Origin of the sequence: uncultured Campylobacter sp., from assembly GCF_937921625.1 — a bacterium.
Lineage (GTDB): Bacteria > Campylobacterota > Campylobacteria > Campylobacterales > Campylobacteraceae > Campylobacter_B.
The window spans coordinates 15,066-34,575 of sequence record NZ_CAKZTI010000027.1 but is presented as its reverse complement, the minus strand read 5'-3'; the positions used below and the strand labels follow the sequence as shown (position 1 = coordinate 34,575).

Genomic DNA, 19,510 nt, shown 5'->3' with positions numbered 1-19,510 from the left:
TTTAGCTTAAATTTGGGTGCGAAATTTTACGAGCAAATTTTGTTACGGAATTTTATTTCGGAGGTTTTACATTCTGGGTTTTGCGGATTAAATTTTGACAAAATTTTAAGCTTAAAATACTGTGATGAAATTTTGCTATCGTAAAATTCCGCCTCGATGGAATTTTGGTTCAATATAGTTCCGTAAAATTTCACGACTTAAATCATCGTAAAATTTTGCGGTTTAAAATTCGCGCTTGCAAAGCCTTGCGGCTCTACGATCTTGAGAATTCCACGATCGCTTTGGCAAGCTCTCTAGTAGGATCAACGAAAATTTTATCGCTTTTGATTAACGGCAAAAATAGCGGCAGCTCGGTGCAGGCAACGACGTAAATATCAGCATCGATTTTGCCTAGCAAATTCTCAAAAGCCCCCACGTATTCGGCAGTCTTGCCCGCCTTAACGCCTTTGTAGATGCAATCCATCAAAACCGCTTGATTTTCTTCACCAAGCTCCACGCTGATTAGCCCCGCTTCTTTGAGCGGATCGTCGTAAATTTTAGCTTTTTTTGTACCGATAGTGGCTAGCACAGCGATTTTATGGGCGTTTGGATAATTTTTGCGGATCGCTTTTACGGTGACCTCAGCGATATGAATTAGCGGGATTTCCGCCGCAGCTTCTACATCGTCTGCGAAAAAATGCGCCGTGTTGCACGCCATCGCAAACGCCTTGCAGCCTGCATTTTTGAGCCTAACAGCGCTCTCGCTTAGGCGCGGAAGCGGATTTTCACCTTTGCCTAAGATAAACGCCGTGCGATCTTCGATCTGCGGATAGCTATCGATTACAAGCGGAATATTTTCTTGATCGCTGCTCGCCGCAGTCTCTTCTATGATCTTCATATACAGATCCGCACTCGCCAAAGGTCCCATTCCACCGATAATTCCAACTCTTTTCATAGCTCGTCCTTTCTAAATTTTACTTGGGCTAATTTTCCCACTTACTCATATCCATTTCGTTTTCGCTCTTTGCGACGTAGATCGACGCCACAACATCGCCCGTTACGTTCATCGAGGTTCGCCCCATATCCAAAATCGCATCAATGCCTAAAATCATTCCGTAAGCGATCGCTACATTACCGCTTACCTTGACGCCGATAGATTCGAGCACTAAAAGCAGCATCAGCGCACCAGCTCCCGGAACTCCAGCAGTTCCGATCGCCGCAAGCATCGAAGTGATGATGATCGTGAGGTAGTGGCTGCTGTTTAGATCGATACCGCAAGCATTAGCGATAAAGAGCGTGCACACGCCCAAATACACGGTCGTGCCGTTCATATTCACCGTAGCACCCACGGGCAAAACAAAGCCGTAGATCGCCTTTGGAATTCCCATATCTTCGGCGGTTTGCATCGTAATCGGAAGCGTGCCGTTGGAGCTGCGGGTAACAAAAGCCGTAAGCATCGGCGGACGCACTTTTTTAAGGAATTTAATCGGGCTAACTCCGATAAGCATACAAATAACGCAATAAACCGCAAATACTTGAATTGCAAGTCCCACGTATAGGGTAATCGTGACATTTAATAGCGAGCTGAAAGCCTCGATACCGCTTTTATTAAACACTACAAACATTAGCGCAAAAACGCCGATTGGTGCGTATTGCATCACCCAATGCACGACCTTAAACATAATCTCGCTCATTCCGTCGAAAAAATTATAAACCGTATCAGCGGAGCTTTTAATACGAGCATCACTACTGTCGCGACAAAACGCAAGCCCTACGCCAAGAAATAAGCAAAACGCGATTATCGGCAAAATTTCGCCCTTGGCTATGGAATCAAAAGGATTCGTAGGAATTATATTAAGCAAAATTTTACTCATACTAGGCGCGTTCGCTGCCTTTTCGACAGCCTTGGACGCATCGCTTAGATCAAGCCCGCTACCCGGAGAAAATACAAACGCACACGCTAGGCCGATGACGATCGCAAAAAGCGTCGTTATAGCGTAAAATATGATCGCCTTAACGCCTACTTTACCCAGGTGCGCGGGCGAGATGCTGCTAGTGCCCACGATGAGCGAGCAGATGATGATCGGCACCATGATCATCTTTAAAAGCCGCACGAAAAGATCTCCCAAAGGTGTTAAAATCGCCACCCACGTTGTATCGCCCACCGGCATATTTTTAGGTAGTAACATACCGATCGCAGAGCCCAACACTAAAGCGATAATGATGCGCCAAAGCAAGCTTGAGTTAAAATAAAAGGCTAAAATTCCGCCTTTTTTCATTTGATTTTCTGACATGGACATCTCCCTGCACTAAGAATTTTAACGGAATTCTACCGCAACTTGCCATAAAATAAAATTTAATCGGTCGCCAAATGAAAGTTAAATTTGAAAATTCAATCGCGAGCTTGCCGCATTTTAAAGCTGAAATTCTGCGGCAGGCTTTGTTTTTTGAAGTTATGAAACAGAATTTCAAAGGAAAAACGACGCATAAAATTTTATGGAATTTTGGTGTGGTGAAAAGCCGAAATTTTGTGGTGGTGGGCTCACTAGGACTTGAACCTAGGACCATCCGGTTATGAGCCGGATGCTCTAACCAACTGAGCTATGAGCCCGCCAGCGGTGAAAAAGAAATGTGATTTTACAAAAATAATCTTAAAACGGCGTTAAAATTCTAACCGCGTAATTTTATGGAACTTAGGCTCACTCAAATCGTGGCTAAATTTCACACCAAAGCGCGCAACTTTATCTGATTTTCGAGTAGATCACTTTCATGCGCATAAGGCGGCATAAAATTTAAGACGAAATTTTATATAAAATTTCAGGGCTCTTAAATCCGCTGCGATAAATCTAATCTACGCTTAAATCGCGTGAATTAATAACTCTTTTTTACGCTAATAAGCTCCGATAGCATTTTAGGGACGCCCGGTAATTCATACGCTCCCCGGCAGATATTATTTTCGGCATCGGGACCTTTTGCGATGGTGATCGTTTTATTTTCGCCGTCCACGCTGATTAGGAAACATTTATCTCCCTTCAAGCTTTTCAGATAAGCAGAATTCGCTCCGTTAGGCTCTAACGGAACATTCGTCATAACCGAAAAATCGGATGCGAATTTGCCTTGAGAGATATAGTAGGCGTCCAGATCGTATTTAACGGTCATTAAATTTGTCGCCAACTTAGAGATCTCCGCATCATCTCTAGTAGTCAGCCCCGGTTCCGCAATCGCTACTGCAGGCAAGGCAATCGCTACGATACAAACTGTAGCTATTATCGTCGCTACGGATACTTTTTGGGGCGTTACGTCATATTCACAGTTTTGTAGCGGCACTGCAGCGACGGCAAGCGAGCTTTTATTTTTGTGCGCCATGTCGTTGGTGAAGGGCAAAGATAGAAATTTGCCGTATTCCATAAGACCTAATCCTGCGGGAGCAGTCCGACTAAAATGGTAAGGATCAAACCCGACAAATAGGTCAAGATAGCAAGGATCCAACCAGCCATAAAAAACCAAATAATGTTACCTAAGATACGCATATTTTACCTCTTTATAAATTATGCAAATCAAGCGAGCCGCCTGCCTCGAGCGGCTAGCACAGCCTCTCATTCGTTTTATGGGTGTTTTCGCAGCTCGCGCGAAAAGGCGCGCCGAAGCGCTATGGCGCAGCAAAACGCTAAAACGTGCCGAAACGCTAAGAGATACTAAAGCGCACCCCCTTTAGTGCGACGCGCCCACGCCTGCGGCTACGGCGTACAAAACGAGTCTTATGCATGCAAACCACCGTACGCAAAACAACTGCGGAATGATAGGGGGGGGGGGGGGGGGGTTAACGATTGGTAACAAGCGCTTTTGCGCGATAAAATTTTGCCACGCAAATGGCTATGGCAAGGGAGTTTGCGAAATTTAAAATTTATTTTGAAAAAGTTAGGAATTTTAAAATTTTAACGCTAGGATTTTGAAAAATTTTATAAATTTTTATGAATTTTGCGAACCAAAATTTTAGAATTTTCACGGCGCGGTAAAGCGAAATTTTAAAATTCTGCCACGAATTTTAGCGCGAGCTTTAGCAAAAACTTTCGCCACTGATTTTAATACAAATTTGACGCGCAGACTTACTGCGAATTTAATGTAAATCCAGCATAATGCTTTGCCTAGGATTTTTGTGTAAAGTCTTTGCGACAAATTTTAGCAAGAACCTTACAAGAGCTTTGATGCGAACATTTTCGAAAACGCTCGTCATAAATTTTTAAACGAATTTTATGGCCTCGGGCATATCTAGTCAATAAATTTTACGCAAATAGCATTCTTATCGCGGCAGTAACTAAGTTTTATCGAAATATAAATTTAGCAAACGATTTTTGCGCCACCGCAAGTGTATTTGCTGAGATGAAATTTCAAAACAAAATTTCGTCGCCACGTAAGCAATGCCGCTATCGGGGTAAAATTTATAGACAAAATTTTTAGCGCCAAAACTGTTACTTGATATTTCACAAAATTTTAGTGCCGCTCTATCATAGACAGATACTGAATTATTTTACAAAATTTTAATCTCACGCCGTCTCAAGCTGAGCGTTATGCTACTATGCAAATTCTAGCTTCGCAGCGCGCAGAGCCGAGCCTATCTGAGCCGATGTTAGCCTAATCCTCCGCTTCGCCCTCCGCCGCAATCGCCTCGAGGCTTAAAATTTCATCGACATCCTCCAGCTGCGCTACGCCGCTTCCTGCGATACTTCTGATACTTGCGTGCATCGCGATCGCGCCGTCTCGCGCGCGGGCGATCTGTTTTTCACGCTGTTTCCAAATACGCTCCATCGCGTTGCGCTCCTTGTTTAGGCTCTCCTGCATGCCGACGAATGCCGATACGATCGTCTTTATCTGGTTTGCAAACTCGGGCGAGGTCAGATAGTCGTAGAGCATCGCCGTTTTGCTATCTTGATTTTGACCCGATCTTTTGGCAAACGCAAGCGCCACGACATGTTCGCGCAAGACGGCGCAAAGCCCCTTAAATTCCTCAAACGAGCAGATCCAGATGCTAGCATCGCTCGGCGCTTGGTGCAGCCTAGGGCTGTGAGGCGGCATCTGCTCGGTGACGATAACGCCGATCTGCGCGCCCTCGCCTATCATATCATCTTTGAGTTTGTCGATCCATTTGGGCTCGAAGCTTTTCGTGCGCTTGCTCTCATATAAAATTTTACCGCAGCCAGCAAACTCCCTCGTATGCACCATCTGCACGCAGTCTGCGCCGCGCGCGCCCTTTTTGACCTCATCTATCTCGTCCAAAGGAAAATTTAGCCGCAGATACTCCTGTAGCGCGAGCTCCTGCACCTCGCCCTGAAGCTGCTGCGAGCCCACCTCTGAGCGGCGCTTGAGCTCGTTTATTTGGCCGATTAAGCTTTGGATCTGCTCATCTTTTTGGCGGAATTTCAGCTCGTTTTCCTGCGAAATTTGTTTCGAAAGCCGCTCACGCTCCATGTTCATGCGGTTGGTTAGCTCGATCTCGGATTTGGCTTTGTTTTCGGCTTCAAGCTCGCTAAATTTACGCTTTTGCGCTTCCATTTCGGCCTTTATTAAATTTAGCTCAGAAATTCTTTGCGATTTTTCTTGCAGCTCCTTTTGTAAAATTTCAAATTTCGCCGCGGTTTCGCTCTCGATCTGAGATTTTGCAAAAGCTAAAATTTTCTCCCGCTCGCTGTTTAGCGCGGAATCGGTCGCCGCTTTTACGCGCTGCTCGAATGCGTTTTCCTTCGCTTGCAGTTGCGCCAGATGCTTCGCGTACTCCTCGCGCTTAGCGGCGATCTCGGCTTCAAATTTAAGCGTGGCTTCGTTTTGCTGCTGCTGCCACTTTCGCTTCTGCTGCAAAATTTCATCTTCAAATTTAGCTTTGATATCGCGCTGCAGCGCCTCGTCTATATCGACCTGCGAGCCGCAGTGCGGGCACTTTACGTTAGCCATTTTTACTTCCCAAACTCTGCTCTTTCATCTTTTCGAATTCCTGCGAAATTTGCGCGGCATTAGGCTCATCCGCCATCTTATCGAGCACGGAGTTGTAGCGATTTACGAGCAGTATCACAAGCGCCGAAAAGCAAAAGCCCGGCAGCAGCTCATAAACGACCGCCGAAAGCCCCGATAAGATCCAGCAAATGACCGTGATACCGCCTACGAGCATACCCACCAAAGCCGAGAGCGCACTCATCTTTTTAGAATACAGGCTAAAAAGCAGCACTGCGCCGAAACTCGCGCCAAATCCCGCCCAAGCGTTTCCGACGACGTTTAGCACCGTATCGTTTGAGCCAAACGCCAAGATCGCGGCGACTGCGGCGATGATCACGACGGCGATACGGCTGCTTAGCGTCTGCGTGCGCTCGCTCACCTCTTTTTTATAAAACGCGAAGATAAAATCCTTCGTAACCGCGCTAGCGCTTACCAAAAGCTGGCTTGAGATGGTGCTCATAATCGCCGCCAGCACAGCAGAGATTATCACGCCTAAGATAAATGGATGAAAGAAAATTTTACCGAGCTCAAGGAAAATTTTTTCGGGATCGTCTATGCTAAGGCCCTTTTGCGAAAAATAGACAAAGCCGATCAGGCCGCTAAGCATGGCGCCTACTAGACCTAGCACCATCCACGAAATTCCGATGCGGCGAGCGCTATCAAGCTCGCGCGAGCTTCTAATCGCCATAAAGCGCACGATGATATGCGGCTGACCGAAGTATCCGAGCCCCCAAGCAAGCAAGCCTAAAACGCCCAAGAAGCTTTGATTATAAAATAGATCTAGGTGGCTCGCGCCGTAGAGCCGCACCTGTGCCAAAAAGGAACTGTCCGCAGGGATCTGCAGCGCGCGATAAGAAAACAGAGGGATCAAAATAAGCACCGCAAACATCAGCGCGCCCTGAAACGCGTCCGTGATCGCGACGGCCTTAAATCCGCCGAAAAAGGTATAAAACACTACGATTAAGATCGTAGCGACCGCGCCGTATGTAAAATTTAGCCCGAAAAAGCTCTCAAAGGTCTTGCCGCCCGCGATTATGCCGCTGCTAACATAGAGCGTAAAAAATATGATGATCAAAAGTCCTGAGATGATGCGAAGCGTCTTGGTGCGGTCTTTAAAGCGGTTTTCTAAAAAATCTGGGATCGTGACGCTGTCGCTTGCTACCTCGGTGTAAATTCTAAGCCTTTTTGCAAGAAATTTATAGTTGCACCACGCGCCCACGCAAAGTCCTAGAGCTATCCAGATATTGCAAATCCCCGTTGCGAACATCGCGCCCGGCACTCCCAAAAGCATCCAGCCGCTCATATCGCTAGCGCCCGCGCTAAGTGCCGTTACGAATGGGCCCAGGCGGCGATTATCGAGCAGATACTCACTTAAGCTCGCATTCTTGTCATAATAATACCTACCTATAAAAATAAGCGCGCCGAAATATATCGCGATTGCGCAATAGGTCCAAAAGCTCATCGTTGCCTCCTTTTAAAAAAGCTAATTTTACTCTATTTCAAATAAAATTTTACTTTCGGAATTTAGCCAGATTTTAACGAAATTTTAGTATTCTTGCCGTTTAAATTTTAAGAAAAAGGTGCCTTGGTTGAACGAAAAAATTTTAAAGGTCGTATTTGTTTTGACTGTAATCGCCGTGGGACTTTATTTCACCTATCCCGAACTGAGCGAAGCGCAAAAAATTTCATACGCCAAAAGCTACGGCATCACTCTTATTTTGACCTCCGGCGGCATCGTGATCGGTATCGCATTAGGATTTATGCTGGCATTTTTAAAATTTCTAAACAATAAATTTTTAAGCTTCATTATCGACGAATACGTGGATATCATCCGCGGAACTCCAATCGTTATCCAGCTGATGGTGTTTGTGTTTATTGTCTTTGCTACGTGGAGCAATAATATCGCAGCTGCGATCTTTGCGCTGGGGCTTAATAGCTCAGCTTACGTCGCGGAGATCGTGCGCGGCGGCATAAATAGCGTCGATCGCGGCCAGATGGAAGCTGCGCGCGCGATGGGGCTAGGCTACGGCACGGCGATGAAAGAGATCGTCTTTCCGCAGGCGATAAAAAACATTTTGCCTGCGCTTGCGAATGAGTTTATTAGCCTATTTAAAGAGACCTCGGTCGTAGGTTTGGTCGCAATTACCGACCTTACGTTTTTTTCAAAAAGCATGCAGGCTGCGCTTTATACCGTCCAGCCGATACTTTTTGCCGCAGTGCTTTACTATGCAAGCGTGAAATTTTTCTCGTTTTTAGTAAAAATGCTAGAAAGTAGGTTAAACCGCAATGATTGAAATATCAAATTTAACCAAATCCTACGGCAATTTATCGGTGCTAAAAGGAATTTCAAAGACCATAAATAAAGGCGATATCGTAGCTATTATCGGTCCAAGCGGCGGTGGTAAATCGACCTTTTTGCGTTGCTTAAATCTGCTTGAAATTCCAAGCGGCGGCACTATTAAAATAGACGGCGAGGATATTACTGATAAGCACACTGATATTAATAAAATTCGCCGCAAAGTTAGTATGGTGTTTCAGCATTTCAACCTCTTTGCAAATAAAAACGTGCTGGAAAATTTAACTCTAGCGCCCATAAAAGCGGGCATTTATACTAAAGAACAAGCCTACGCAAAAGCCGAGGAGCTGCTACAAAAGGTCGGTCTTAGCGATAAGGCCTATACTTATCCGCACAAGCTTAGCGGCGGACAAAAGCAACGCATCGCAATCGCTAGAAGTTTGGCGGTAAATCCGGATGTGATTTTATTCGACGAGCCTACCTCGGCGTTAGATCCCGAGATGATCGGCGAGGTGTTAGGTATAATGAAAGAGGTCGCCAAAGAGGGCATTACGATGCTTGTGGTAACGCACGAGATGGGCTTTGCACGCAATGTCGCAAATAGGATTTTTTTTATGGAGGGCGGCAATATCGCTGTGGACGATACGCCTAAAAACGTATTTGAAAATCCGCAAAATCCGAGATTGAAAGAATTTCTAAATAAAATTTTAAACCACTAAAGGAGAGGGAAATGAAAAAATTTATGAGATTTTTAGTTGCGGGCGCTTTGCTTTGCGGTTCGCTAATCGCTAAAGACATCACCAAAGATACGCTCATCGTAGGTACAAACGCCGAGTATCCGCCGTTTGAGTTCGTGGATGAAAACTCGAAGGTTACCGGCTTTGATATGGATCTGGTAGCCGAGCTTGCCAAGCGCGCGGGGGTTAAATATGAAATTTTAAATATGAGCTTTGACGGGCTAATCCCTGCGATTAAAAGCGGCAAGATCGATATGATCGCCTCGGGCATGAGCGCGACGCCGGCTCGTAAAAAGGCTATCGATTTCACAAATCCTTACTACAAGGTCGAAAATTTATATGTCAAGCGTAAGGACGATAGCTCGTTAAATTCCAAGGCGGATCTACAGGGTAAGCGTCTTGCCGCGCAGCTAGGCACCATTCAGGAGCTTGCGATCAGAGATATCAAAGGCGCCGAAGTTAGCGCTACGGAAAACGTTTTTGTAGCCGTCATGTCGCTTAAAAACAAAAAGATCGACGCGCTTTGCGTGGATTCATCCGTGGGCTACGAGTATCTTAAGAAAAATGACGATCTAACCGCATTTTTTAAAGAATCCGACGGCAGCGAGGGCTTTTCGATCGCATTCGATAAGGGCAAGTATCCCGAGCTGGTCGCTAAATTTAATGCGGCGCTTGAGGAGATGAAAAAGGACGGAAGCTACGAAAAACTTTTGGAAAAGTATAATTTAAAATAATCCGCAAAATTTAGGCGCAAATTCCTCTCACAGAATTTGCGCCGCCCAAGAGGAATCCTATGAAAAAGATATTTTTAGCACTTGCGATTTTGCTCTGCACGCAGAGCTTTGCGGAGCAAAAAGACAGATACGGCATCGCCGCATTTGCAGGTCTTGGCGATGACGGCAGAACCTTCGTTTTTACCTTTAGAAAAGCTCAAAAAGATCGTTTCTTTCCCTGCGACTTAAAAAATTTAAACATAATCGCCGCGGGCGCTTCTAGGTGCATAACGGACGCCAAAGAGCTAAGGAAATTCGACAAAGAATATAAAAAAGCTCTCGAGTCTGTGATAAAACCCGGCAAGCGCTACTACGTAAATTTAATCGATCGCGGCAATGACGCCTATGTTTGCGACGTAAGCGATCCTAAAAGTAATCTGCGATTAGATCTGGTAGCGGCGGGATTTGCCGTGCCGATAACCGACGATAGCGAACTTCTTTTAAAAGCCGCCGAGGAGGCCAAAGAGGCTAAGCGCGGAATGTATTCTGAAAAATTTTGGGATGTCACCAACTGCATTCTAAACGGCGCGCCGATGCCGAAAAAGATAGATGAGTGAAATTTACGCACTTAGCGACGATAGCTTAACGCCGCCGCAAACTATCTTTTCGCAGATAGATGAAATTTTACGCTGCGGCGTAAAGCTCGTGCAGTATCGCAGCAAGCTCGCCGCGCGGAATGAAGCTTTAATCCGCTCTCTCATCGGTCTTTGCGAGGATTACGGCGCCAAACTCATCATAAACGACGATGCAGCGCTTGCTAAAAAGCTTGGTGCGCATGGCGTGCATATCGGAAAGGACGACGGCGAGACGGCGCAGGTGCGTGAGTTTTTAGGCGCGGATAAGATCATCGGCGTTAGCTGCTATGCTGATCTTGCTCGCGCGCAAAGGGCCGAGGCGCAGGGCGCTAGCTATGTAGCCTTCGGCTCGCTCAGGCGCGGCAAGACAAAGCCTGATGCGCCGCTTTGCCCCGATGCGCTTGTGCAAGAGGCGCGAAAATCTTTAAACCTCCCAATCGCCGTAATCGGCGGCATAAGCTTAGAAAATTTAAATGAAATTTTAATTCTTAAGCCCGATTATATCGCGATGGTAGAGGCGATCTACAGGCCCGCTTCGATCACGCAAAATTTAGCAAATTTAAAGGAAAAAATGGATGAATATATTTGACGCCGTGATTTTAGGCATCGTCGAGGGGCTGACTGAGTTTCTACCCGTAAGCTCGACCGGGCACATGATCCTAGCTGCAAAACTGATGGGCCTGCAGCAAACCGATACGCTTAAATGCTTCGAAGTCGTTATCCAGCTAGGCTCGATTTTAGCGGTCGTCGCGATGTTTTACAAGCGGCTTTTGGTTGATTTTAAGCTCTGGTGCAAGCTCGTCGTGGGTTTCATCCCCACCGCCACGATCGGATTTTTGCTCTATAAAAGCATCAAATCTCTATTCGCGCCGCAGACCGTCGCCTACGCGCTGATCGGCTGGGGCGTTATTTTTATCGCGGTCGAGCTCTTTCGTAAGGCGCGCCCGAGAGAAAGCGAGCTAGAGCATCTGGATCAAATTTCATACGTTCAGGCCTTCATCATCGGGCTTTCGCAATGTTTTGCGATGGTGCCGGGCACTTCGCGCAGCGGCGCTACCATCATCGCAGGGCTTTTGTGCGGGCTAAGCAGAAACCTAGCCGCGCGCTTTAGCTTCCTACTCGCGATCCCTACGATGTTTACGGCGACTTTTTACGACACCTATAAAAATTTAGACACCTTCGCGCAAAACTCTGACAACATCACGACCTTTCTCATAGGCGGCGCAGTAGCGTTCGTCGTGGCGCTTGCGGCGATCAAGCTATTTCTAAGCTTCGTTTCGAAGTTTGATTTCATCCCGTTTGGAATTTATAGAATTCTAATCGGCGTCGTATTTTTTATCTTCGTTTTTTAAACGCAATCATCAAAGGAATTTCATGAGCCTAGCAAAAAATATCGGCGCATTTTTAAAAGACAGATTTAGCCTCCTATCGGTATTTGATGGCGCGGTACTAAACACATACGCGCTAGTTTTAGTATTAAATTTAGCGCTCGGGCTGCTTCTTATCGCGCGCAGCGGCGAGCTGTTCTCCTCTCAGGCGCTGTTTTTCGTGGCGTCTGCGATCTGCGGCGTGACGATACTTTTTTTCGCGCTTTACGTGCTCAGCTTTTACAGCGCCAGGCTATATAAAATTCTCTCCTTTGCGCTTCTGGCGATAAACGTAGCCTTTGCGATCGCTCAGATTTTTTTGATCTTTAGCCTGGAGCTTACCTACTCGCACGGCACGCTGGACGCGCTAGTGCAAACGACGCCCAAGGAGGCCTTCGAGTTCGCGCATGCGTTTTTAAATTTTAAGCTTATCGCGGCTTTTTTGGCGCTTTTGATCTTCGTCTTCGCCGCTCTTAGGCTTAGAGTGAGCCAGCGAGCACGGATGAAGCTATGTCGCGCGATAAAGCTAGCCTTTTTGCTTAGCTTGCTTGTTTTTATCGCGCATGCGGCGTTTAAAAGCTACGTAGCCAAAAGCTCGAAAATGCGCGCCAGCATCATAATCGCGCTAAATAAAATTCCGATTTACAACTTTGCTTTCGTTACGAAGGATTATTTCGGCGCCGATTTTAAAAGCGTGCGCGAGCTGCAAGCGGGATACCAAAGCATTTACGCCTCGCATTCGCATAAAACCGCGCCAAACCGCATCTCAAACGTCATTTTTATTATCGGAGAGAGCCTGCAGCGAAATTTTATGAGCCTATACGGCTACTATCTGCCCACCACGCCGAATCTGCAAGCGCTTGAGCAAAGCGGAAATTTAATCGCTTTTAGCGATGTCGTCTCGCCTGGAGCTAAGACTAACGACGTGTTAAAATACGTGCTAAATTTCGGAAATTACGAGAGCGAAAAGCAGCGCCCGTGGAGCGCCAACCTCGACATCGTAAATCTCGCACGGCTGGCAAACTACGAGACCTTTTGGATCAGCAACCAGGAGCGCTACGGGCAGTGGGCGGTAGCAAGCGGCGCGAGTGCACAGATGACGGATCATTCGGACTTTACGAATCAAATCCCGGTTTACAAATACGCCTACTCGCTCGACGAGGTCATGCTTCCGAGTATAAAAAATTTCAAATCGGGCGCGAAAAGATCGCCTCTTGCGCACAAGGACGAAAGCTCCGCCGCAGAGGTGGGCAACGCGCAGATGAAGGATAAATTTTTCATCCTTCATCTGATGGGCTCGCACCCGAGCTACGAGTTTCGCTATCCGAAAAGCTTTGCTAAATTTAGCGCCGCGGATATCTCGCGCGAGCCGCTTGATGGAGGGCAGAAAAAAGAGCTCGCACACTACCTAAACACCGTGGCTTACAACGATTTTATAGTAAGCGAAATTTATAAAATTTTTGCGAGCGACAACACGCTGATAGTCTATTTCAGCGACCACGCCCAGAGCCTTTATCAATACCGCGGCAAGCTGATCCACGGCGGCATCAACCGCTTCACGCTCGAAATCCCGCTGATTTTCATGGCGTCGGATAAGTTCAAAGAGCAAAACGCTGATATTTGGGCGCGCATCGCGGCAGCCAAAGACAGGCCGTTTTTAAACGACGATCTCATCCACGCGATCGCAGAAATTTTAGAGATGACCGAGCTGCCCGAGTTTGACCCCGCTCGCTCGGTGATAAACGCGGATTTCAACGCCTCGCGTCCGCGCATCATCGAGGGGGTCGATTACGATAAGGTTTATAAACTGCAGAAGGAATTCGGCGAGTAAATTCGGTGAAATTTTGCGCCTTTTAGCAGTGCAGATTTCGCTTCTTAAAATTTGTGCTCTTATTTACAAGCGGCTTGCGCTCTAATTTAGCTTTCGCACGGGCGCGACCGCGCCAATTTTTGCCGCCGCGGGCTCTGCGGTAAAATTTCTCGCCGTGAAATTCTGCCGAGCAAAATTCGGTTTTGCGGAATTTCAAATTTTACCGCTCAAAATTTTGAAATTCCAAAATTTTAAAATTTGGCGATGCCAAAAAATTTATTCGCGCAGCACAGAATTTTACCGCTCAAATTTCACGGCGCAAAATTCCGCAGCACAAAATTTACCGCCAGAATTCAGCTCGCAATTTAAAATTTCAAAATCCAAGCCGCGAAATTTTATGCCGAAGAATTTCGCGTCCCAATCGGCACGGAGTATCTGCTGCCCGAGCCGCACATAAAATTCTACGCTTTAAAATTCCAAGCCATAAAATTTTACGCTACGAAATTTCACCGACAAAATTTTATGTCGCAAAATCCTGCGCCGTGAAATTTAAAAGCGGCTCTTGCTATAAAATTTCACGAGCTTAATTTACGCTGCCGCAGCGGTATTTGCCTGCTACGAAGGTGATTTTATCGCGGATTTGAGCGATCTGTCTTAGCGCCTCCGCCAAGAAATCTACGTCGCTTTCGTCGTGGATGAACGAGAAGCTAGCCCGCACCCAAGCGGGTTTGCGCGACATTTCGGTATCGGGTTGCAAACCGAGCAGATCAAAGCCGTAAGGCGCGGCGCAGTCGCATCCTGCGCGAGTCTGGATCTCAAATTTCTGCCCGAGCACCCCGGCTAGCGCGTCTGCGCCGAGTCCTCGCATATTAAAAGCAAAGATCGGCACGCGCGGCGCGGTCAGATTGCCGTAAATTTCAATCTCGGGGATTTTTGAAATTTCGCTTATGAAGCGCCTGCAGATCGCCTCTTCGCGCGACTTGATCGCCTCTAGCCCCGCGCTTTTGCGAAGCTTTAGGGCAAGATAGGTCCGCACCAGCGCGATGATGCCGGGCGTGCCCGCCTCCTCCAAGCGCTCCTTATCGATTATAAAGCGCTGCGTTAGGGCATCTGCGTATTTGATTGTGCCGCCTCCCGCGAACGTCGGCTCCTCGCCGCGCAAAAGCTCCTTTCGCACCGCTAAAATCCCACTGGCGCCCACGCCGCCCAAAAGCTTGTGCGCGCCGAAAAACACTCCGTCGCAAAAGCTGGTATCTACGTTTTCGTGCGCGATGAGCGCGCTAGCGTCCACAAATAGCCGCCCGCCGTGCGCCTTGAGCATCAAGTAAGCGCGCTTGTAATCAAGCTTAAGCCCCGTCACGTTTGATGCCGCGGTAAGCACGCCGTAAATTTCGCGCCCTTTGTTCGCGGATAGGATTTCGCCCAAGCGCGCAAAATCCATCAGCCCACTTGGATCCAGCGGCACGCGCACGACCTCGCAAAGCCCCTGCCTTAGGCTGATCTCCACGGAATGATGCTCAAAAGGCGAGATGATGAAAAGCGGCAGATCTTTTAGGCTCTCGCGCCGTAAGCCAAGCCTATCTCGCGTCGCGGGCGGCAGGTAGATGCCTAGAATTTCCCAAAGCTTCTTAATCGCCACAGTTGCGCCAAAACCGCACGAGATAAGATAGTAGCGCTCCTCGCAGCCCAGAAGCTTTTTGATTTTGGCTCTTGCATTTTCGTAGTAATCGCTCGTAATCTCGGCGTTGGCTCCGCCTGCGGAGTGGACGTTGGCATATGTTGCAAGCACGCGCTCGATCTCCGCTTCTATAGGGCGATACGCGAGCCCCGAGGCGGCGAAATCGAAGTATTTAACCCCCTCTTTTAAGATGATATTTTCTTTGATCGTTTGAAAATCCAAAGCGCGACTCCAAAATTTTTGCAAATTATATCCAAACTCGCTAAAATTATGCCCGCAAGGAGGGCGAAATTTACGAGTTAAAAGACACTGCGCGAAATTTAGGCGATGTTGGTATCGACGCGATTTTGCAGTTTCATTTCGTATTTGACGAGATAGGCTGTATAAGCGGCTACGCGGACGTTTTCGAAGCGATCGAAAATGAAATTTTGCTCTGCTTTGAACATCTCGGCGAGCGTTTTAAATTCGGCGGCGAGTGCGAAGAGCAGATCAAAAAGGCGCTGATGAAATTCGCTAGAAGCGACCGCAAAAAGATCGGAATTTCAAAAATCTTACCGCGGTTTACGGCACAAAAAATCACCGCAGATCTCATAAACGCGAAGTTTTTAATCACCGAAAAATCAAGCGAGCAAAGGGCGCAAAAAGAGCGCAAAAACGACCGCCTCCCGCGCGCACTGCGCCGCTACCATATCACCGACAAAGTCCATTTCAGCAGCAACTTTGCGAGGTTTTGGTTTAGATTTATCGAGCCGAACCTGCCCGCGCTGCGGCGCGGCGAGATAGAGCGCGTGCTAAGCCTAATCAAAGCGGATTTCAACGCCTACGCGGGGCTCGAGTTTGAAATTTTAAGCAAAGAGCTACTCGCGAAGTATCTAAATTTAGAGATTTCGCAAATTTCAAGCTTCTGGAACAAAGAGGTCGAGATCGACATCTACGCGAAATTTGAGAGCTTTTGCGTCGCGGGCGAGTGCAAATACAAGGAGCGAAAAATTTCAAAAAACGTGCTAAACGAGCTAATGCTCAAATGCGAAAAAGCGCACCTCGCGCCCGATCTGCTCGCGCTGTTTTCCAAAAGCGGCTTTAGCGGCGAACTACGTAACCTAAAAAGCGATAAAATTTTACTCTTTTCGCTCGAGGATTTTAAAATTTTACTTTGAATTGCGCGTTAAAAAAAGCCCGATGGCAGCACATATAATTATGAGCCCAAACAAATCACTTAGGCATGCTTTTAGAGGATGCATCGTTTTAAATTTAGAATTGCCGGGCTACAATCAATATAAAATTCCGCCGCTTTAAAATTTCAAGCGGTGGAATTTTGTGAAATTTCAGCTTGCGCGGGCGGCTGTGCTGCGCGCGACTTGCGCTACCGCGAGCAAACTCGCGCTGTCCGCGCACAAACCCCGCGCCATAAATTCCTCAAATTTAGACTATTTTTTCACCTTGATCACGTATGGCACCAATTTGATCACGCCTTTGGAAAAGAGCGTCTTGGTGTCCGCATATACGGCGTCAAGCTCGGCTTTTGAGACGTCTGCATCGCTTACCTGCACGTCCTTGTTATAGTATTTCTCGATCACGTCGATCGCGCCCTTTTGATCGCTCGGCGAGAGGGCCTTCAGGTGCTTTAAAATCAGCGCCGATTTGATAAACGCGCTCTTGCCGTGCACCGGCGCAAAGATCAATTTTACGTTGCTATTGCGAAGGTGCTTTGTGATCCTTTTCATCTCCTCGGCGCAATACGGACACTCCGGATCGCCCACGATGTAGGTCACGTAGGGATTATTTTTATCAAACGACTCGATATAGGCAAATCTCGCGGGATCTATGCTCTTTAGCAGCTCAAGCGCGGCGGCGTCCCTGGCGTCCTTTAAAATTTGAGTTCTCATCTTAAACAGCGCCGCATCCGCCGCGTCTGCAAGCTTAGGATCCTCCGTTACCGCCACTAGGCTTTTGCCGTCGTCGCTAGCCAAAAATGCCTCTTTTTTGTCGCCCGAGCGGACGATCAGCAAATTTAGCCCGTTTAGAGAGTTTAGTTTGTCGATCGAGATGAGCTGAGCGTTTTTATCATTTAGACTTTGCTTTAGGTTTTTCACGAATTCCGCTTCGTTCGCATTCGCGCCAAGCGCAAAAGCCGCACATGCAGCCAAAACGTAGATGATTTTTTTCATAGTTTCCCTCCCCTTAAAATTTCGCCAATTATATCAATTTAAAATAAAATTTGTTATAATCGCGCCCTATCAATTTAAGGAGAAATTTATGGCTTATTCAATGGGCGATCTAAAAAAAGGTCTAAAAATCGAGGTGGACGGAATTCCGTTTAAAATCATAGAATACCAACACGTAAAACCGGGCAAAGGGCCAGCTTTCGTGCGCGTTAAAATAAAATCTTTCATCGACGGCAAAGTGCTTGAAAAGACCTTCCACGCAGGCGATAAATGCGAAGCGCCGAATCTTGAGGAAAAAGAGATGCAGTATCTCTACGACGACGGCGAGGCGTGTCAGTTCATGGATACCGATAGCTACGAACAGATCGCGATCAGCGACGAGGACGTGGGCGAGGCGAAAAAATGGATGCTAGATGGCATGATGGTAAATATAATGTTTTACAACGGCAAAGCGATCGGCGTCGAGGTTCCGCAGGTGGTGGAGCTTAAGATCGTAGAAACTGCGCCAAATTTCCGCGGCGATACGCAGGGCAGCAACAAAAAGCCCGCCACGCTTGAGACCGGCGCCGTGGTACAGATCCCATTTCACGTGCTCGAAGGTGAGGTCATCCGCGTTGACACCGTCCGCGGCGAGTATATCGAGCGCGCAAATAAATAATCCTCCCCCTGTTTTTGCGAAATTTTGATTTCGCAAAAATTCCTCTTTCTTTTAAAATTTAAACCGCGATCGTCGCGTAAATTTTGATTAAAATAACTTTTCAAATTGACTGAAATGCGGGATAATTTAGTCTAAGCTTTACGCAGCACTGATTTTGGCAAAATTCAGAATGGTTTTACGATTAAATTTACGGATATGAAATTTGAGTATAAAAAACGCCCGAAAGCAAATCTTGCGACCCACTTTCGGGCTTTGAGCTAGGCTGCAACTTTAATTAGATTTAAAATTTCACCTTCACTTGGGAAACGAGGCTTAGCAAAATCTTTATTAAAGAAAAGCTTTCTGCCGTCAACTTCTACTAGAAAGTCTCCGCTACCACCAGGGACCAACTCGACAACTGCATCCTTATAGACGCCTGTTATTTCATCTCTCACACGGAGAGCTTGCGGTCTATAAGATCAAGAATTACAATAAGTAATTACAACCTTCATCTTTATTCCTTTCTAAAAAAGTGCTACATTGTAGCAGATCTAGCTTAAATTTTAATATAAAGGCTCAATTTCGCGCGCCTCAGCATTTAAAATTTTTGGGCGAAATTTCGCCGTTTGCAAAGCCCTAAATTTCGCTGCTGTGAGCCCAAGGCTAGTCCTTAAATTTTAAAATTTCATCGTAGCAGAGATAAAAATCGCAGCCGTGCGCATGGAATTTCTTATCGCCGTGAAAGTGTCCGAAATACCACCGTGCAGGCATTACAAGCTCAAATATCCGCTCTAAATACTCAGACGTTTTATCGGGAGTGCTTTTGCCGCACCAAAGGTATTCTTTTAAAAATTTCATTGCAAACCACGGCGCCGTGTGGCTTAGCACCGCATCGATCCGTCCGCCCGCAGCGATGAAATCGCGCGCATTTTGCATCGCGCAAGCAAACTCCTCCTCGCTCGGAATCTCGCGCGCCCACCAGCTAAGCCCCGGTATCCGATGCACCTTATCAACGCTAAGCGCCACCGAAGCACAAAAAATGTCGCCCTGCAATCTCGTAAATTTCGCCGCGCCGTAGCCAAAAAATATTCTCGCCGCCCACGCCCACGGTGCCGCCGAATTTTCGCTCGCGTGGCAGCTGATCCAACATATCGAAATTTTCGTGATTGCCGTCGATAAAAAGAAGCGTAGCGGGGAAATATCTTTCTATATTTTTGCGCGCCATAAACTCATCTATCCGCTCGCTCCAAAATAGCCCGAAATCTCCGAGCACGATGACGAAATCATCGGCGCTAAGCCCGCTAGTAAAGGCTCTGCCCGTGATTTTGCCGATCTCGTTTATGCCGTGCGTATCGCCGCAAAGATATATCATCTGCTTCCTTTTTTGCTTCCCTTTAAATTTAGCTCGCCGCGCTTTGTCGCAACCCATGCGAATGAAATTTTAAGCGCTAAATTTTACGCAGCGCACACCGCACAGACCTTTCGCCCCTAGCCGTAACCACATAAAT

General features: G+C 47.0%; 21 protein-coding genes and 1 tRNA gene. 9 read left to right on the top strand and 13 right to left on the bottom strand.

All coding sequences use genetic code 11. The features are described from left to right. Nucleotides 1-26: 26 nt before the first annotated feature. The 8 genes from Q0101_RS03955 to putP all read right to left on the bottom strand — a co-directional run bounded on the left by Q0101_RS03955 (nucleotide 27) and on the right by putP (nucleotide 7,426). Complete coding sequence (locus Q0101_RS03955; RefSeq protein WP_297942563.1) at nucleotides 27-173, bottom strand: hypothetical protein; 147 nt, start codon at nucleotides 171-173, stop codon at nucleotides 27-29. An 80-nt stretch (nucleotides 174-253) separates the two neighbouring features. Continuing rightward, a complete protein-coding gene (locus tag Q0101_RS03950; protein WP_297924247.1) occupies nucleotides 254-934 on the bottom strand; it encodes an amino acid racemase in 681 nt (226 codons plus the stop codon). Nucleotides 935-962: 28 nt separating this feature from the next. Beyond that, the gene (locus Q0101_RS03945) at nucleotides 963-2,273 is read right to left on the bottom strand and encodes a dicarboxylate/amino acid:cation symporter (protein WP_297942561.1); all 1,311 of its coding nucleotides are present in this window, start codon (nucleotides 2,271-2,273) and stop codon (nucleotides 963-965) included. Nucleotides 2,274-2,513: 240 nt separating this feature from the next. After that, nucleotides 2,514-2,590, bottom strand: a tRNA-Ile gene (locus tag Q0101_RS03940). Nucleotides 2,591-2,850: 260 nt separating this feature from the next. Continuing rightward, the gene (locus Q0101_RS03935) at nucleotides 2,851-3,387 is read right to left on the bottom strand and encodes a hypothetical protein (RefSeq protein ID WP_297942559.1); all 537 of its coding nucleotides are present in this window, start codon (nucleotides 3,385-3,387) and stop codon (nucleotides 2,851-2,853) included. 5 nt (nucleotides 3,388-3,392) lie between these two features. After that, nucleotides 3,393-3,509, bottom strand: coding sequence for a YccF domain-containing protein (locus Q0101_RS10695; protein WP_366939396.1), 117 nt, complete (start codon nucleotides 3,507-3,509; stop codon nucleotides 3,393-3,395). 1,102 nt (nucleotides 3,510-4,611) lie between these two features. After that, on the bottom strand, nucleotides 4,612-5,925 hold the full coding sequence (locus Q0101_RS03930; protein WP_297942557.1) for a DUF2130 domain-containing protein: 1,314 nt from the start codon (nucleotides 5,923-5,925) through the stop codon (nucleotides 4,612-4,614). Next, a complete protein-coding gene (gene putP / locus Q0101_RS03925) occupies nucleotides 5,918-7,426 on the bottom strand; it encodes a sodium/proline symporter PutP (RefSeq protein ID WP_297942555.1) in 1,509 nt (502 codons plus the stop codon). The genes Q0101_RS03930 and putP overlap by 8 nt, the downstream gene beginning before the upstream one ends. 169 nt (nucleotides 7,427-7,595) lie before the next feature. On the opposite strand from putP, the gene Q0101_RS03920 reads away from it, so the two are divergent. Genes Q0101_RS03920 through Q0101_RS03890 form a run of 7 tightly spaced genes read left to right on the top strand, consistent with a single transcriptional unit; the run spans nucleotide 7,596 to nucleotide 13,543 of the window. Beyond that, on the top strand, nucleotides 7,596-8,258 hold the full coding sequence (locus Q0101_RS03920) for an amino acid ABC transporter permease (protein WP_297942662.1): 663 nt from the start codon (nucleotides 7,596-7,598) through the stop codon (nucleotides 8,256-8,258). Continuing rightward, entirely contained in the window at nucleotides 8,251-8,979 is a 729-nt protein-coding gene (locus tag Q0101_RS03915) for an amino acid ABC transporter ATP-binding protein (RefSeq protein WP_297942552.1), read from the top strand. Before Q0101_RS03920 ends, Q0101_RS03915 begins: the two co-directional genes overlap by 8 nt. A gap of 11 nt (nucleotides 8,980-8,990) precedes the next feature. After that, nucleotides 8,991-9,731 carry a basic amino acid ABC transporter substrate-binding protein gene (locus Q0101_RS03910; RefSeq protein ID WP_297942549.1) on the top strand — a complete coding sequence of 247 codons (741 nt, stop codon included), beginning with the start codon at nucleotides 8,991-8,993 and terminating at the stop codon, nucleotides 9,729-9,731. A gap of 59 nt (nucleotides 9,732-9,790) precedes the next feature. Beyond that, nucleotides 9,791-10,327 (top strand): hypothetical protein, encoded by a 537-nt coding sequence (locus Q0101_RS03905; protein ID WP_297942546.1) that lies wholly within the window; start codon nucleotides 9,791-9,793, stop codon nucleotides 10,325-10,327. After that, on the top strand, nucleotides 10,320-10,934 hold the full coding sequence (gene thiE / locus Q0101_RS03900; RefSeq protein WP_297942543.1) for a thiamine phosphate synthase: 615 nt from the start codon (nucleotides 10,320-10,322) through the stop codon (nucleotides 10,932-10,934). The genes Q0101_RS03905 and thiE overlap by 8 nt, the downstream gene beginning before the upstream one ends. Continuing rightward, nucleotides 10,921-11,697 carry an undecaprenyl-diphosphate phosphatase gene (locus Q0101_RS03895; RefSeq protein ID WP_297942540.1) on the top strand — a complete coding sequence of 259 codons (777 nt, stop codon included), beginning with the start codon at nucleotides 10,921-10,923 and terminating at the stop codon, nucleotides 11,695-11,697. Before thiE ends, Q0101_RS03895 begins: the two co-directional genes overlap by 14 nt. 22 nt (nucleotides 11,698-11,719) lie before the next feature. Beyond that, entirely contained in the window at nucleotides 11,720-13,543 is a 1,824-nt protein-coding gene (locus tag Q0101_RS03890) for a phosphoethanolamine transferase (protein ID WP_297942538.1), read from the top strand. A 562-nt stretch (nucleotides 13,544-14,105) separates the two neighbouring features. On the opposite strand, the gene Q0101_RS03885 is transcribed toward Q0101_RS03890, so the two are convergent. Continuing rightward, on the bottom strand, nucleotides 14,106-15,422 hold the full coding sequence (locus Q0101_RS03885; protein WP_297942535.1) for an aminotransferase class V-fold PLP-dependent enzyme: 1,317 nt from the start codon (nucleotides 15,420-15,422) through the stop codon (nucleotides 14,106-14,108). Nucleotides 15,423-15,547: 125 nt separating this feature from the next. Here Q0101_RS03885 and Q0101_RS03880 point away from each other — a divergent pair, with 125 nt between their 5' ends. Beyond that, entirely contained in the window at nucleotides 15,548-16,357 is an 810-nt protein-coding gene (locus tag Q0101_RS03880) for a DUF234 domain-containing protein (protein ID WP_297942532.1), read from the top strand. A 270-nt stretch (nucleotides 16,358-16,627) separates the two neighbouring features. On the opposite strand, the gene Q0101_RS03875 is transcribed toward Q0101_RS03880, so the two are convergent. Beyond that, nucleotides 16,628-17,368 (bottom strand): hypothetical protein, encoded by a 741-nt coding sequence (locus Q0101_RS03875; RefSeq protein WP_297942530.1) that lies wholly within the window; start codon nucleotides 17,366-17,368, stop codon nucleotides 16,628-16,630. A gap of 88 nt (nucleotides 17,369-17,456) precedes the next feature. On the opposite strand from Q0101_RS03875, the gene efp reads away from it, so the two are divergent. Next, nucleotides 17,457-18,023, top strand: a complete 567-nt coding sequence (efp, locus tag Q0101_RS03870) for an elongation factor P (RefSeq protein ID WP_297942527.1) — start codon at nucleotides 17,457-17,459, stop codon at nucleotides 18,021-18,023. A 257-nt stretch (nucleotides 18,024-18,280) separates the two neighbouring features. Here efp and Q0101_RS03865 read toward each other — a convergent pair whose 3' ends face one another. The 3 genes from Q0101_RS03865 to Q0101_RS03855 form a co-directional block, all read right to left on the bottom strand. Then, complete coding sequence (locus Q0101_RS03865; RefSeq protein WP_255349569.1) at nucleotides 18,281-18,514, bottom strand: SelT/SelW/SelH family (seleno)protein; 234 nt, start codon at nucleotides 18,512-18,514, stop codon at nucleotides 18,281-18,283. A gap of 151 nt (nucleotides 18,515-18,665) precedes the next feature. Beyond that, nucleotides 18,666-19,055 (bottom strand): hypothetical protein, encoded by a 390-nt coding sequence (locus Q0101_RS03860; RefSeq protein ID WP_297942524.1) that lies wholly within the window; start codon nucleotides 19,053-19,055, stop codon nucleotides 18,666-18,668. Then, nucleotides 19,018-19,374 (bottom strand): metallophosphoesterase, encoded by a 357-nt coding sequence (locus Q0101_RS03855; RefSeq protein WP_297942522.1) that lies wholly within the window; start codon nucleotides 19,372-19,374, stop codon nucleotides 19,018-19,020. The genes Q0101_RS03860 and Q0101_RS03855 overlap by 38 nt, the downstream gene beginning before the upstream one ends. Nucleotides 19,375-19,510 lie beyond the last annotated feature (136 nt).

Coding starts and splice junctions, on each gene's coding strand:
- Q0101_RS03950 (WP_297924247.1), bottom strand. CDS start 934: ATGAAAAGAGTTGGAATTATCGGTGGAATGGGACCTTTGGCGAGTGCG.
- Q0101_RS03945 (WP_297942561.1), bottom strand. CDS start 2,273: ATGTCAGAAAATCAAATGAAAAAAGGCGGAATTTTAGCCTTTTATTTT.
- Q0101_RS03935 (WP_297942559.1), bottom strand. CDS start 3,387: ATGGAATACGGCAAATTTCTATCTTTGCCCTTCACCAACGACATGGCG.
- Q0101_RS10695 (WP_366939396.1), bottom strand. CDS start 3,509: ATGCGTATCTTAGGTAACATTATTTGGTTTTTTATGGCTGGTTGGATC.
- Q0101_RS03930 (WP_297942557.1), bottom strand. CDS start 5,925: ATGGCTAACGTAAAGTGCCCGCACTGCGGCTCGCAGGTCGATATAGAC.
- putP (WP_297942555.1), bottom strand. CDS start 7,426: ATGAGCTTTTGGACCTATTGCGCAATCGCGATATATTTCGGCGCGCTT.
- Q0101_RS03915 (WP_297942552.1), top strand. CDS start 8,251: ATGATTGAAATATCAAATTTAACCAAATCCTACGGCAATTTATCGGTG.
- Q0101_RS03910 (WP_297942549.1), top strand. CDS start 8,991: ATGAAAAAATTTATGAGATTTTTAGTTGCGGGCGCTTTGCTTTGCGGT.
- Q0101_RS03905 (WP_297942546.1), top strand. CDS start 9,791: ATGAAAAAGATATTTTTAGCACTTGCGATTTTGCTCTGCACGCAGAGC.
- thiE (WP_297942543.1), top strand. CDS start 10,320: ATGAGTGAAATTTACGCACTTAGCGACGATAGCTTAACGCCGCCGCAA.
- Q0101_RS03895 (WP_297942540.1), top strand. CDS start 10,921: ATGAATATATTTGACGCCGTGATTTTAGGCATCGTCGAGGGGCTGACT.
- Q0101_RS03890 (WP_297942538.1), top strand. CDS start 11,720: ATGAGCCTAGCAAAAAATATCGGCGCATTTTTAAAAGACAGATTTAGC.
- Q0101_RS03875 (WP_297942530.1), bottom strand. CDS start 17,368: ATGAAAAAAATCATCTACGTTTTGGCTGCATGTGCGGCTTTTGCGCTT.
- efp (WP_297942527.1), top strand. CDS start 17,457: ATGGCTTATTCAATGGGCGATCTAAAAAAAGGTCTAAAAATCGAGGTG.
- Q0101_RS03855 (WP_297942522.1), bottom strand. CDS start 19,374: ATGATATATCTTTGCGGCGATACGCACGGCATAAACGAGATCGGCAAA.